This window comes from Micromonospora palomenae (assembly GCF_007829925.1).
In the GTDB taxonomy this organism is placed as follows: Bacteria; Actinomycetota; Actinomycetes; order Mycobacteriales; family Micromonosporaceae; genus Micromonospora; species Micromonospora purpureochromogenes.
Genome location: NZ_VIXA01000001.1, coordinates 1,916,262 through 1,929,755, shown reverse-complemented (window position 1 = coordinate 1,929,755; position 13,494 = coordinate 1,916,262). Strand labels below are relative to the sequence as shown.

The window sequence follows — 13,494 nt, the reverse complement described above, 5'->3', positions numbered from 1 at the left end:
AAGCGCGGCCCGCGTCGCGGGCCGCTCGCGCCGCCGAACCTGGGCCGGGCCGATGGCCCGCCGCCGCGCCTCTGGCCTTCAGCCGCCAGGGCGTCGGTTGCAGCCCGCCGGCGGCGCGACATACGACGAAGCCCCGGGCCGCCTGACATTTCAGGTAGACCGGGGCTTCCGAGTTTGGCCGCAAGAGCGTGTGTCCTCGCCGGACGGGCAGACAACCAGGATGATCCACAACCCGACCGATCCTCGGGGAGCGTGGTGGTTGCGGGGCGGAGCCATCCCACCCGCCTGCCCAATGGGATGCCGGCACGGCGCCGGGGTGTCAAGCGGTGGGGCGTGCTTGACACCCCGGCGCCGTGCCGGCATGGCAGAGCCCAGGCGGCCGGGATGACTCCTTCGGGACGGCTGACCGGGTCGCCCTGGGCGGTAGTCAGGTAAACCGTCACGGTCCGGGGCTCACCGTCAGGGGTGCCCCACGGCAACATGACCGGCATCTGGTGGGTTTCACGGTGGTTGAATGGTATGAGCTGATGTCTGATGATCTGCACTGTTGAACCGATTCGGAAGCCGGCGGTTAGCGCAGGTGTCCGGGGGTAACTCCGGGCGGTGACCAGGCCATCCGAGGACCCCGGCACTCGGGCGGACCTCAGCCGCACCGTCGCTTTCAGCGACGCAGTTCTGGCCATCATCCTGACTCTGCTGGTGCTAGACCCCGTACTGCGGGTCCCGGAGGTCCGGCCCGGCCATCTGCTGCCCGCGCTGCTGGACCAGTGGCCGAGGTACGCGGCGTATTTCGCGTCGTTCTCGTACGTGGCCGTCGTCTGGCTCAACCACAAGGCGACGTTTCACCGCATCCGCAAGACCGATCGAGGCCTGCACTATGCAAACCTGTTCATCCTGTTCACCACGGCGCTGATGCCGTTCCCGACCGCGGTCGTCTCGCACGCGTTCCTGGTGCTCACTTTGCCGGACCAGCGTGTGGCCATCGCCTTTTACGCGGCGATCGGGGCGTTGATGTGTGCGAGCTGGCTGGCGTTCTTCCAATACCTGGCCCGGCGCCCCGACCTGGTCAAGGACGAGGTTGACGAGCGGTTCTATCCCGCCGAGCGGCTGCGGGCAATGGTCGGTGTCGTCCTGTACGCCGTGGCCGGAGTTGCCGGCTATCTGATCGCACCGCTCATCGGCATGGGGGTCTTCGTGGTGCTGCCCGTGTTCTACGCGATCACCAGTGCTGGCCTGTACGCGACGCCCTTCGCCCGCCGGATCGCACACCGGCCGCCGCCGCCCGCCTGAGTTGACCTATGCGCTTCCAGCAGGCAGGGCCAAGCAGTACAGCAACGAAGTACAGCAACCGACGACACCAAGAGGAACCACGGTGACCACCATCAGACCATCGACCAGGTGCGAGCCGAACGAGACCGCGTTGCCGATCTCTGGAGGTCAAGGGGTCGTCGGTTCGAATCCGGCCGTCCCGACACAGGTGAGGGGCCATCTCGGAAGTTCGAGACGGCCCCTTTGTCGTACCTGGGTGACTAACTGAGTGACTACGCCTCAGCGTCGAAGATCCGGTCCATGGCGACTGCGCCGCTCAGGAGCACCGGCCGGAGTTGGTGCCGGTAGACGCTCTCGGTGACAGTCGTGCCGGAGTGGCCGCAGAGGTCAGCGATCTGTTCAAGGCGGCTGACCATCCCGAGGCTCGCACGTCGGCTCAGAGCCACCATGCAGGCGCGGAAGCAAGGCTTTGCGTATCTCGATAAGGGCACCGTTCCCGCCAAGGTCTGAGCGGGTCTTAGGCCGGCAGCCGGCGGTGCCTGGTCTCGCGTGATGGTTGACGGAACGGCGTCGCAGGACGCTTGACGCTTAGGGCTGCGATCGGGTTCGGGATTGTGAGCCACGCACCGAAAGCCACCAGGCGGTGTCGATGACAATCTGTTCCGTATCCAAGACATCACGCTCGAACGCTTCCACGTCCACGGGCGCCGGCGGTTGATTCATCAGCTCGGTGATCTCATCGGGGAGTCGCACGTTGTGCGCGTCGATGTAGTGCGCGAGCCCTTCTGGCCACACGAAGTACTTGCCGTCGGTCAGTTCCGTGATTCCGTTGGCGGTGCCACACAGCCGACACGGTGAATGGCCCGCTGTAGCCACGAACCACGTGCCACCACGCAGGTAGCCGCTTACCCGTCGCTGGCTCGCCACATCGGCCTCGCGGTCCACGAAAAGCGCAGGGTCGGGCCAGTGCTCTTCGGCTGGCCCACACCAGTAGCCGATCCGTCGCAAGGTCCGGGTGCTGTCTGCCTCGCTGCTCGACACGGGCGTCATCGTCACACGATCGGAGACGGACTGAGCGTCAAGGGTCAGCCGAGGCCGCGGTGTCAACCATCACCCGGCGCAGGACAGCCGGCCGCGGGCGTGTCTAGTCCCACCACATGCTTGACGAATCCGTCCCAGGACATGCTTGACGTTTGGCCTAGGAATCGTCGCCCGCGTCCTTCCGGCCGCCCCGGTCGGGCAACTCGGCGAGAAGTCGTTGGCACTCGGCCTGGCTGCCGATCGCGACCCGGTGTTCCGGGTGACAGACGTAGTGCCGGATTGCAGCGGCGAGAAACCCGGCGTCGATGTTGTCGGTGCGCAGGGCCTTCCGACTCCACGGAATACCGCGTCGCCGCACCAGCTGGGGTTCCGCGATCGCCATCCGGAGCCGCGAGGGGCGGTCGACACCTGGGGGGATCTGAGCGGCCGGTAGGGCCTCCCACGGCACAGTGAGTGAGCCGAGAGCCCAACGCTGCCGTATCCCGTAAGGATGAAGCTGTACCCCGTAACCCCGCCACGCCTCAACCAGCAACAGCGCGATCAGCACAAACCAGGGGATATTGGCAACCAAGTCGAACGTCGACACAATGCCTGCCCTGGTCGAACGCACCACTGCGCCGATGCTGGCCGATGCAGGCGCGAGGAAGCCCAGGGCAATGAACACCTTCCACGCTGGCGCGGGTGTGGCGAAGGCCGGAATCTGCGGCTGCACCACGAAGTAGGCCGGACGGATCCCCATAGTGATGAGCGCCAGGACCAGGACCGCCAAGGTAAGGAAGAGCAGCGGGAAGAACAGGCGCTGACCCAAGGTAGGCACGAACCCGACGGCCGCGACGTTCACGCCCGCCACCAGTAGACCAAGCATCAAGACGACGTGCCGGTGCTGCACCATGGCATCCGAAACCTTGCCGATCATGCCCGTGACCATACGAGCCAGCGGTTGCAGGACCGGTTAGCCGATCGGTCGACGCTGAACAACGAAACGTCGATCATGTCAAGCATCTGGTGGGACGCAGGTGTAAAGCATCAGCCGGGACACGACAAACACCCTCCCAGAATCCCCGTTCAAACTTTCTATACGTCTTCAAGGCGGCTCTTGACGGGCCGCACGCGCCGCCGCCTGGGCGCGCGTCCGTCGCTCCGCTGGCGCTCCGACTCCGGCCACGCAACACGCCCGGCGGCTGGCGCGGGAAGCGGGAAGCCCGGGGCCGCCGCAGACGGGTAGTCCAGAGTGTGGTGGAGGTTCGCCGCCGGCAGCCGGCCGCGCCGCGCCCGAGCAGCGCGGCGCAGGAGAGCGCGTGCCGGGTCCGCGCGGCAAGCCCCAAGCATGGGGGCGGTGTCCGCGCGAGGCGTGCCGGTCGTCCAGGAGCCGGCTCCGCAGCCGCTCAGGGTCAGATCAACTGCTCACCTGGGAGGGGGAGGGGTGCCCGTCGGTGGCCAGATCCGACCCCGGGAGCCGGGTCCGTGCCGGGCGAGGTTGGGTCAACTGCGCCACTGTGGCGGTGTCCGTCGGGGGCGCGGTCCGTGACACGAGAGCCGACTCCGTCTGTTCCGGCAGCGTCCGACCGTGCGTCAAGGACCGCTTGACGTGCGGGGCCGGGCCGGCTCGGCCCCGGCCTGCTGGCGACCTCCCGCCGGCATCGGCCGGGCCGGCCGCACCCTCGCGTGCGTGATTCAGCCGGAGGCAGCGACGGGATCGGACGGTTGCTCGACAGCGCAGCTTCACTGAAGCTCGCAGCCACGGAGCGTCACGGAGGCCACGTAGGTTTCCGAAGCTCGATCGCCGGTTACCGGAAAGTCATATTCGGCGCGGTACGGCTCCGTCCTGCCAGCGGTAGAGGTCGCGCAGTAGGGAAATCTCGGCGCCGTGATGGATCAGCTCCCTGTTGACGTGCAGGACGATGCCCTCCATGGGAAACCGCTCGGGACCCCCCGTGGGCGGATTCTCCAGGTCAGCGTCCGAGAGCTCGCGGACCCCCGCGTTCCATCTCCCATACATCTCATCGAGCTGTTTTAGCGCCTCGTCAGCGGTCCCCGCGTAGGCAAATGTCTGGGAGTCGACGTCCTGGCCGCCGAAGTGCCATCCGACCCGATAGCCCAGGCAGGAGACGATGATGTGCGCCAGCCGCCAGGCAATCGTGGTCACCGGCGCCGGCACCGGGTCAGGGGACGCGGAGTCCATCGTCCATTCCCCCGAACCTGCCGACATCGGTGCGGCCGACGTGCCACGTGGGCGGATGCTCCAGCAGCCGCGCACCGGCTCCCAGAAGTACTCCTCATCGGCAAGACCGTGCAGCCGCGGCCGCAGGTTCTTGTGCCAGTGCCGGTCCAGCTGGTCCGCGAGTCGCTGGCTTCTTGTCACTTCCGCACACTACATACAACGGAGACCTGGCTGCGACCCTCGCGGACGCCGGGCCGAGTCCAGTGCAGCGGCTGACTCAAGACGATGGACCAGTCGTAGTCGGGGCTATCGGGAATGACTTCGCCATACACGTCGATCTCCCTCGTCCCCAACGCGCACGTGATGAGTAGCGCCCGGAAGCTCGGCCGGGAAACCGAGAGAGTGAAGTCGTCGGGTGAAGGCATCACAGAATCATGCCTCGGGCCATTGTCTGCCGCGTGCCCGGTCCGTGCACGATGCAGGGGGCAAGATGGGTCAACGGCGGCGCGGTCTGCAGCCGGGTGTGCACGCCCCGTGCCGGACCGAGGCGTTCGTGGTCACCCAGCGTGTAGATCAACACGATTCCCAAGCTGACAGTCGGCACCTTCCAAACTGACGGTGCTCACTCAGTCCGACTGCTCTGCTGTGCGTAGCGGAAAGCAAGCCGTCTGATGATGTTCTCGCCCTCGGCTGCCGGTAGCCAGCTGGCTTCCGTCCGGGCCGACGAGTCCGGGAAGCTCGGACGTCCTGCGCCCCCTCCTTGAAGGACACCGTCGCCGCCTCGATCCCGGTCACTCCCGGCGGTTCAGCGCAGCAGGACTGGTCCGGCGTCGATGCGGGTGCGGAACAGGGCGTACGGCTTGCGCCGCAGGTCTTGTCCCCGCTGGTACTTCGGCTGCCGGTGCAGCTGGTTGGCGGTGACGTAGAGGTGCCCGTCCGTGGCGACGGACATGGTGTCCGGCCAGAGCAGACGGGGATCGTGCACGACGGTCTCGTACTCTCCGTCCGGCCGGCGGCGCAGCACGGCGTTGTTCTCGTACGAGGTGAGGTAGAACCGGCCGGCGTCGTCGGTCTCCAGGCCGTCGGAGCCGCCGCCCTTGTCACCCTCGTCCGCCACGGTGGCGGCGACCAGGTCCTCGGTAAGGGCGCGGTCGGCGAGCGCGTCGGTGGCGACGCTGTACCAGCGGCGGGAGGCGAGGGGACAGTAGTGCAGCCGGGAGCCGTCGGCCGAGATGGCGATCCCGTCCGACCCCATCGACAGCGGCTTCGGCGGTCCGTCGGTCGGGCGTTCCAGGAACGGCCGTCCCTCGACGATCGGCCGGTAGGTGGACAGCGGCTCCGCCTTGGTGGAGGGGTGGTCGTGCAGCCGCCGCCAGGACGCGCCGCTGGCCAGGTCGACCACGACGATCCCGTTCGGCCCGGAGTCCGAGGAGTCGGTGATGTAGGCGATCCCGGCGTCCCCCCGGCGCAGGTCGAATCGCACGTCGTTGAGGTACGTCGAGGGCAGCGCGACGTCGGTCGGAAAGGTGATGACCTGGGCGACGGAGTTGCTGTCCAGGTCGACGCGGACCAGTTTCGGCCCGCCCGGCTTCGTGGGCCGGAACATCGGGCTGCCGGTGTCGAGCACCCAGAGCCGGTCGGCCGGGTCCACCACGATGCTCTGCACCGAGACGAAAGCGCCGGCGTCGTCGTCCCGGGCGGGCTGGTTCCAGGCCTGGTCCGGGAAGGGCACCTCGCGGCCGTCGCGTAACTCGACCACCGTGGCGGGCACCTCGTCGCCCCACTTGGGGAAGTTCACGAAGACCCGGCCGGTGTGCGAGACGCTCACCCCGGTGGGCATGGGCCCGGTGAAGGTGTGCACGAGTTCGAGGTCGCCGACGGGTTCGTCGGCTAGGGGCCCGTTCATCCGCTACTCCTGACTGTCGGTGCGACGGCTTCTTCCCGAAGCCCTGAGCGGCAAACGCCTGGGTAGGCGCTGCCGGCCCGGCGTGTGCCTCACGAAGTCACCGTGATCGTCACCGGACCGTGACAACGCCAGCTGGTGCCCGCCGCTGCGGACGACCAACATCTGCCGCTTCGACGGAAGGCGCTGAGGCACCGTCGCACGCCGGGCGGCCCGACCCGGCCGGACAGGGCCTGTCCCGTCGGCGGCACCGAGAGCGCCGGCGAAGAAGGCACCGGCCAAGAAGGCCGCGCCCGCACGGGCCCGTACGACGAAGGCCACCCGGGCGCGGTGAAGAAAGCCACCACCATGGAGTCCTTGGGCAACCGGCGGACTGCCCGCAAGACCACACGCTGACCCGCCCGCGACCCGGAGAGCGGGCGCCCGACGGGGCCCTACTGGCCGCCCACGGCGGTTTCGGTGCGCTGACCGAGCCGGGCGACCGTCGCCGTGGCGAGCTGGGTGCGGGGGCAGCGAGACGTCCAGGACCCTGAACACCACCGGCTGGATGAGTAGCCGACCCACCGAACGTGCTCGGCCAATAGATGTGCCAGGTACGCGGTGGTTCGCCGTCAGGGTCGTGGCGCTGCCGACGAACCACAGCCCCTACCGGGTCCTCATCGCCCCGTTCGTGTCGAGCCGACCGGCGACACGACCCCGCGCACCGATCATCGGGCGGGCTCGAAGACGGCGCGTACGCAGCCGTCGAGCTTGTTCTTGAACATGTTGTATCCCTGTGGCGCCTCGTCGAGTGGCATGGTGTGTGTCGCGAGGTGTTCGGTGATCAGTTCGCCGCGTGCCATCCGTTCGAGCAACATCGGGATGTAGCGGTGTCCGTGCTGTTGGGCGCCGCGCAGGGTGAGGCCCTTGTTCATCAGTGCCCCGAGCGGGAACTTGTCGACAAGGTTGGCGTAGACGCCGAGCAGGAACACGCTGCCGCCCTTGCGGCAGTGGTAGAGGGCCTCCCGGGCGGCGATCGGGCGGTCCGATTCCAGGCGCAGCTGCTGTTTGACCTGGTCGTACAGGTATTGCGGTCCGGTGCTGTGGGATTCCATCCCCACCGCCTCGATGCACACGTCAGGCCCGCGCCCGCCGCTGCGTTCCAGCAGTTCACCGCCGACGTCCTGAGTCTGGTAGTTGAGCGTCTCCACGCCCAGGTACTTCTCCGCCATCTGCAGCCGATTGGCGAAACGGTCGATGATGATCACCCGCTCTGCGCCGAGCAGGACGGCCGCGCGTGCGGCCATCTGGCCCACCCCGCCCGCGCCCCACACCGCGACCACGTCACCGGCCTTGACCCCACCGAGGTCCGCGCCCATCCAGCCGGTCGGGGCGGCATCGGAGGCGAAGAGAGCACGCTCGTCGCTCACCCCGTCCGGGACGGTGAAGGCTCCCTGGTCGGCGTACGGAACGCGGATGTACTCGGCGTGGCTGCCCGCGAAGCCGCCGAGCGCGTGGGAGTAGCCGTAGCAGCCGCCGGGTGCGAAGCCCCAGACGTTCTCGGTGATCGCGGGGTTGGTGTTGCCGTTGTCGCACAAGGAGTACTGCTGCTGCTGGCAGTACCAGCAGCGGCCGCAGGAGACGAACGAGCAGACCACCACCCGGTCGCCCACCTTGTGCTTACGCACCTGCGGGCCGACCTCGACCACCTCGCCCAGGAACTCGTGCCCGAGGACGTCGCCCCGCTCCATGAACGGGATGTACCCACCCAGCAGGTGCAGGTCGGAGCCGCACGTCGCCGTCTTGCGCACCCGGATGATGGCGTCCTGCTCGTTGCGCATCGTCGGGTCCGGAACCTCGTCCACCGACAGTTCGTTGACGCCTTGCCACAACAGTGCCTTCACAGCCGCCCCTCCCGGCGCCCCTGCCGCGTCGCCATCTGCAGCGCTTTGTTGACCGCCGTCGTCTGGGTGGTGGGTGGAGAGTCGGGGTGCAGCACCTCGCCGGTCTCCAGCAACTGCTTCGCCTCGCGCAGTGCGGCGCGGATCGCCTGGTTGGGATCGCGACCCGCGAGTCGCCTGGCTCCCGCGGTCACCGGCAACCGAGCGCCGTCACGCAGCCGTACCGCCAGCTCGATGCCGCGGTCAGCCGGGGCGCGGCGGATCTGCACGTCCACGGCGTCACCGAGACCGGCCAGTGGCTCCGGAAGTGGCGAGTCCGGGGTCAGCTCGTCGCGGGCCGGGTTCACGGTCACCACGTGCCACCGCGGCTCGCGCCGCATCAACGGGGCCCGCTGCCAGGGCCCTTGACGGCCCGACGGAAGCAGCAACCTGCGGAGGGCCAACCCCCCGACCACGATGATCCCTACCTTGACCAATGCCCTCATGTACGCCCCCGAGTCGACCCCACCCGTCGACGCATCTGCCTGACCGACGGCTCCGTAACGCACAAACCCTGTCATATCGGTGCAATGTCACGCTCGCGATTCCCGCACCCGGCAAGGGGCAGTGGTGCGGGCGCGACACCGCGCGGGCGAAGGACGTCACCGCTCGACGAGCAGCCGAGCCACGAACAACGCGATCCACCGACCGTGGGGCTCCTCGTAGCCGCCGTCGTGAATGGCCCTAGTTGTTCTGTCCACGGACGTTGGTGACGTGAGCGGGTCTTGAACGGGTGAGGACCTCCCGGATAGGTGTGGAGCTACCAGACAGCCGCACCCGAGTCCGTGGAGGTCCTCGTGGTTCACCGTAATGCCCCGTTGTCAGAGACCGGCAGGCTGCGTCTGGCCCGGTGCGTGGTCGAGGACGGTTGGCCGTTGCGGCGGGCCGCGGACCGGTTCCAGGTCAGCGCGACGACAGCGAAACGCTGGGCCGACCGCTACCGCGTCGAGGGGCTTGCGGGCATGGCGGATCGGTCCAGTCGGCCGTACCGCTCACCCGCACGTACAGCGGCACCGTTGGAACGCAAGGTGCTGCATCTGCGTGCCACCCGGCGGTGGGGTCCGGCGCGCATCGGTGGTCGGCTCGGCCTGCCCACCTCGACCTGCCACGCGGTTCTGCGTCGCGCCGGGGTCGCCCGCCTGGCCCACCTCGACCGCGCCACCGCACAACCGGTCCGCCGCTACGAACACGCCGCCGCCGGCGATCTGATCCACGTCGACATCAAGAAGCTCGGCAACATCCCTGACGGCGGCGGCTGGCGAACCCAGGGCCGACGGCGGGGCAAACTCAACCGCACGGCCACACCCGGACACGACACAGACCGGTGGGGCGGCGCCAGGCTCGGCTACGCGTTCCTGCATACCGCCTTGGACGACCACTCCCGCCTGGCCTACACCGAGATCCTCACCGACGAGACGCGCGAGACCGCCACCGCCTTCTGGCAGCGGGCACACGCCTGGTTCACCGCCAACGGCATCACCGTGCGACGCGTCATCACCGACAACGGCAGCTGCTACCGATCCCGGCTCTGGCGCGAAACCCTGAGCAGCGCCGGGATCAGCGTGAAGAAGACTCGTCCCTACCGGCCACAGACGAATGGGAAAGTCGAACGCTTCCACCGAACCCTGACCGAGGAATGGGCCTACGCCCGTCCCTACCTCTCCGAGGCGGCACGCCGCAGAGCCCTACCCGGCTGGCTGCACGCCTACAATCACCACCGCGCTCACACCGCACTCGGCGGCCAACCACCCGCCAGCCGCGTTCCCAACCTCTCTGGGCAGAACACCTGGGCGACCCTCGGCGCGGGCACCATCGGCAGGGCGGCTCGGCGGGCCGTACCCGAGATGTCGCCGGTCTGGACGACCTCCGTGGCCTCCGCGGCCACCTCGCCCGCGACGGCGGCCGGCGCCCCCGGCCCGTCGACCGGCGGGGTGGCGGCGGCCTCGAACGCGGTGAGCAGGACCCGCAGCCGGCCCACGTCCGCAGCGGCCATCCGGAAGCATGAGGACGGCCACCGCGCTGATCATCGATGGTTTATGAGGACGACCGAAGATCGTGTGGTGGCGGTGGGCCACAGGGTGGACCCCGCCCGGTGGCGGTCATTCTGGACGAGGCGGTGACGCGTGTCGCGTGCCGGTTCGTCCGGGCGGAGCGGCGCCGGACCGCCGCGGAGTTCGTGGAAGGGCTGCTGTCGGGCGTGGAACGCAAGACCTGCTGGTCCCTGGGGGAACGGGCGGGTCACGACGATCGGCAGGCCATGCAGCGGCTTCTGCGTACGGCGGTGTGGGAGACCGGGACGGCCATGGCCGGTACTGGACCCGCCTGCGGCTCGTGCAGCGCCTGCCTTCCTCCCCGACGGAGGCGGCACCCACACCGGGTGCCGCCTCCGCGCGTCATGGGGCCAAGCCGTGGTCAGCGTCCGCCGTCCGGGTGCAGCAGCACCTTGGTCCAGCCGTCGTTGCGGGCATCGAAGTTCCGATACCCCTCCGGTGCCTGGTCCAGCTTCAGCTCGTGCGACACCAGGAAAGAGGGCTCGGCCTTGTGGTTCGCGATGAGGTTCATCAGCTGCCGGTTGTAGTTCTTCACGTTGCACTGACCGGTGCCCATGCTCTGTCCCTTGAACCAGAACATGCCGTAGTCGAACGGCGCCTTGCCCTGTTTCTGCAGCGGGTCTGGGGATCCTGGGTCCTTGGGGAAGTACACGCCGACCACGCCGATCGTGCCGCCGAACCGCACGGAGTGCACGAGGTTGTTCAACGTCAGCGCCGACTTCTCCTGGCCACTCGGGTCGTGCGCCTGGTGACCGACGGCCTCGCAGCCGCGGTCTGCGCCCATCCCGCCGGTCTGCTCCAGGATCTGGTCCACCGGTGATGCCTTGGAATCGTCGATGGGAATGGCGCCGATCTGTTCCGCCAGGCGCAGCCGGTCCGGATGCCGGTCGACCACCATCACCTTGTTGGCACCCTTGATGATCGCGGAGTACGCGGCCAGCAACCCGACCGGTCCGGCACCATAAACTGCCACGCTGTCGCCCGGTTGCACGCAGGCGAGCTCGGTCGCGTGCCAGCCGGTGGGGAAGATGTCCGAGAGCATCACGTAGTCCTTCTGCCTGCTCATGTCCCGGGCGTCCGGCGGCAGGACCAGGCAGTTGAAGTCGGCCCACGGCACCCGCAGCAGCTCGGCCTGACCGCCCGCGTACGGACCCATGTCGGCGTAGCCGTAGGCGGCACCGGCCATGCCGGGCGCCGGGTTGGCCACCAGACAGTACGCGGTCAGGCCCTGGTTGCAGTTGGCGCAGACGCCGCAGGAGACGTTGAACGGCAGGCAGACCATGTCGCCCACCTTGACCACGTCGACCCCGTCGCCGACCTCGATGACCTCACCCATGTTCTCGTGCCCGAGCACCGTGCCCGGCTGCAGATCCGTGCGCCCGTCGTACATGTGCAGGTCGGACCCGCAGATGTTCGTCGTCGTGATGCGTACCAAGGCGTCCGTCGGTCGCTCGATCCTGGCGTCCGGCACCTCCTTGACGCTGACCGTCCGTGGCCCGTCGTACACAACTGCCTTCATTCAGTACCCCCGCGTGAAGATTTCCCCCCTGCTGCGGCTCCAAGGCCGCTGGAATTCGAATTCTTGCAATCCACTTCGCCCCCCACCTCATGATTCGCGCTATTGGCTGGGTTGGGAGGAGCCGGTCATCGCTGAACGCTCCGGTGCCTTTGCCGCCGACCTTCCCACCAACGCGGTGTTCCTTGTCGACACGCATGACGCGCCCCGGCCAGGTACGCGAGCGCCACCGGATCGACGCCGATGCTGCCTGGCTCCCGGAGGCGGCCCGCATGCTGGCCGACCCGACGCCACTGACCGCCACCGTCAGCCCGGCGCTCACCGCCCTTCACCGCCGGATCGCCGAGCGGATGGTGCCGACCTCGACCAGCGCCGTCCGATGAAACGGTCGGTGGCGCTACAACATCTCCAGCGGTTGCGGGCCGGCCGGCGGCGGGAACGCCGTGTCGAGTGCCGCCACGTCCTCCTCAGTCAGATGCAGGTCGCGCGCTTCCGCGTTCTCCCGGGTGTGTTCGGGCTTGGACGATCGGGGGATGGCCGCAACCATCTCCTGCCGCAGCAGCCAGGCCAACGCGACCTGAGCGGGCGTGGCCCCGTGCCGGGCGGCGACCTCCGCGACCTGCGGATGGCCGAGCAGGCGGCCCTGCTCGATCGGCGAGTACGCCATCACCGGGATCCGGTGCTCGCGTAGCCACGGCAGCAGGTCGTACTCGGGACCGCGGCGGGTGAGGTTGTACAGGATCTGGTTGGTCGCGCAGGAGTTCCCGCCCGCCTCGAGCAGCTCCGTCATGTCGGAAAGATCGAAGTTGCTCACGCCCCACTGCCCGATGTCACCGGCGTCGACGAGTTCTGCGAACGCCCCGATCGTCTCCGCGAGTGGATGTGCGCCGCGCCAGTGCAGCAGGTAGAGGTCGATGTGGTCGACGCCGAGTCGTTGCAGGCTGCGGCGGCAGGCCTGCACGGTTCCCCGTCGGCTGGCGTTGGACGGCAGCACCTTGTCGACCAGAAAGACGTCGGCGCGTCGTCCGATGATCGCCTCGCCGACGAGTTCCTCGGAAGCGCCGTCACCGTACATCTCCGCAGTGTCGATCATGGTCATACCCAGGTCGAGCCCGATGCGTAGGGCGGCTATCTCGTCCCGCCGCCTCGCGGGGCGCTCGCCCAGGTACCAGGTTCCCTGGCCGAGCACGGGCATCGTCTGGCCGGACGGCAGCTCGATCGCGTCGGCAGCGAGGGTCATGTCGACCTTTCCGAAAGCCTGGGTACCAATGGGTTGCCTGCGTTACCCACCACGACGGGCAGCACACCCTCGTAGCGTGACCTTTCTCCACGAGGGCCCTCACTATTCAGTGGGCATCTGGGCGGATTGTCCGCCATCGAGCGGCCTTCGCTGGCCTGTTTGCCGATACCCGCACAGGGAAGGCGACCGGAGCAAGCGACGAGCCCTCGACCGGGCGGCGCCGCGAAACGGCAGTTCACTCCCGGGTTCTTCGCCGTCGAGCGGCTCCGGACGCTGCCGGCGATCATGGCCTACGCCGGGGCCAGTGTGGTCGATTGGCTGGTCAATGTGCCGGCGGCGCTGGTCGTCCTGCTCGTGCTTCCGTCTACGGGCTCTCCAGCGAGGAGTTCGCGAT

The 13,494-nt window shown here is 68.4% G+C and carries 11 protein-coding genes and 3 pseudogenes; 4 read left to right on the top strand and 10 right to left on the bottom strand.

What is annotated here, in order from left to right; genetic code table 11:
* Nucleotides 1-603 precede the first annotated feature (603 nt).
* The gene (locus FHX75_RS08690; protein WP_154937912.1) at nucleotides 604-1,290 is read left to right on the top strand and encodes a TMEM175 family protein; all 687 of its coding nucleotides are present in this window, start codon (nucleotides 604-606) and stop codon (nucleotides 1,288-1,290) included.
* Between the two features lie 251 nt (nucleotides 1,291-1,541).
* Here the strand turns inward: FHX75_RS08690 and FHX75_RS31535 are convergent.
* The 8 genes and pseudogenes from FHX75_RS31535 to FHX75_RS08655 all read right to left on the bottom strand — a co-directional run.
* Nucleotides 1,542-1,673, bottom strand: a pseudogene (locus tag FHX75_RS31535) (site-specific integrase); the annotation flags it as partial.
* Nucleotides 1,674-1,857: 184 nt separating this feature from the next.
* Complete coding sequence (locus tag FHX75_RS08685; protein ID WP_154937910.1) at nucleotides 1,858-2,310, bottom strand: hypothetical protein; 453 nt, start codon at nucleotides 2,308-2,310, stop codon at nucleotides 1,858-1,860.
* Between the two features lie 157 nt (nucleotides 2,311-2,467).
* Entirely contained in the window at nucleotides 2,468-3,226 is a 759-nt protein-coding gene (locus FHX75_RS08680) for a hypothetical protein (RefSeq protein ID WP_154937908.1), read from the bottom strand.
* An 882-nt stretch (nucleotides 3,227-4,108) separates the two neighbouring features.
* Entirely contained in the window at nucleotides 4,109-4,672 is a 564-nt protein-coding gene (locus FHX75_RS08675) for a DinB family protein (protein ID WP_154937906.1), read from the bottom strand.
* A 223-nt stretch (nucleotides 4,673-4,895) separates the two neighbouring features.
* Entirely contained in the window at nucleotides 4,896-5,051 is a 156-nt protein-coding gene (locus FHX75_RS30660; RefSeq protein WP_170285318.1) for a hypothetical protein, read from the bottom strand.
* A gap of 225 nt (nucleotides 5,052-5,276) precedes the next feature.
* Complete coding sequence (locus FHX75_RS08665) at nucleotides 5,277-6,377, bottom strand: L-dopachrome tautomerase-related protein (RefSeq protein ID WP_154937902.1); 1,101 nt, start codon at nucleotides 6,375-6,377, stop codon at nucleotides 5,277-5,279.
* Nucleotides 6,378-7,081: 704 nt separating this feature from the next.
* A complete protein-coding gene (locus FHX75_RS08660) occupies nucleotides 7,082-8,257 on the bottom strand; it encodes a zinc-dependent alcohol dehydrogenase (protein WP_154937900.1) in 1,176 nt (391 codons plus the stop codon).
* Complete coding sequence (locus FHX75_RS08655; protein WP_154937898.1) at nucleotides 8,254-8,607, bottom strand: hypothetical protein; 354 nt, start codon at nucleotides 8,605-8,607, stop codon at nucleotides 8,254-8,256. Before FHX75_RS08655 ends, FHX75_RS08660 begins: the two co-directional genes overlap by 4 nt.
* A 483-nt stretch (nucleotides 8,608-9,090) precedes the next feature.
* Here FHX75_RS08655 and FHX75_RS08650 point away from each other — a divergent pair.
* Together FHX75_RS08650 and FHX75_RS32210 are read left to right on the top strand one after the other, a co-directional pair.
* A pseudogene (locus tag FHX75_RS08650) lies at nucleotides 9,091-10,080 on the top strand (IS481 family transposase); the annotation flags it as partial.
* 273 nt (nucleotides 10,081-10,353) lie between these two features.
* Nucleotides 10,354-10,583, top strand: a pseudogene (locus tag FHX75_RS32210) (IS701 family transposase); the annotation flags it as partial.
* Nucleotides 10,584-10,705: 122 nt separating this feature from the next.
* Here the strand turns inward: FHX75_RS32210 and FHX75_RS08640 are convergent.
* Nucleotides 10,706-11,863 carry a glutathione-independent formaldehyde dehydrogenase gene (locus FHX75_RS08640; protein WP_154937896.1) on the bottom strand — a complete coding sequence of 386 codons (1,158 nt, stop codon included), beginning with the start codon at nucleotides 11,861-11,863 and terminating at the stop codon, nucleotides 10,706-10,708.
* Between the two features lie 194 nt (nucleotides 11,864-12,057).
* Between FHX75_RS08640 and FHX75_RS08635 the strand changes: the two genes are divergently transcribed.
* Complete coding sequence (locus tag FHX75_RS08635; protein ID WP_154937894.1) at nucleotides 12,058-12,243, top strand: hypothetical protein; 186 nt, start codon at nucleotides 12,058-12,060, stop codon at nucleotides 12,241-12,243.
* Nucleotides 12,244-12,257: 14 nt separating this feature from the next.
* On the opposite strand, the gene FHX75_RS08630 is transcribed toward FHX75_RS08635, so the two are convergent.
* On the bottom strand, nucleotides 12,258-13,100 hold the full coding sequence (locus tag FHX75_RS08630; protein ID WP_154937892.1) for an aldo/keto reductase: 843 nt from the start codon (nucleotides 13,098-13,100) through the stop codon (nucleotides 12,258-12,260).
* Nucleotides 13,101-13,494: the final 394 nt, after the last annotated feature.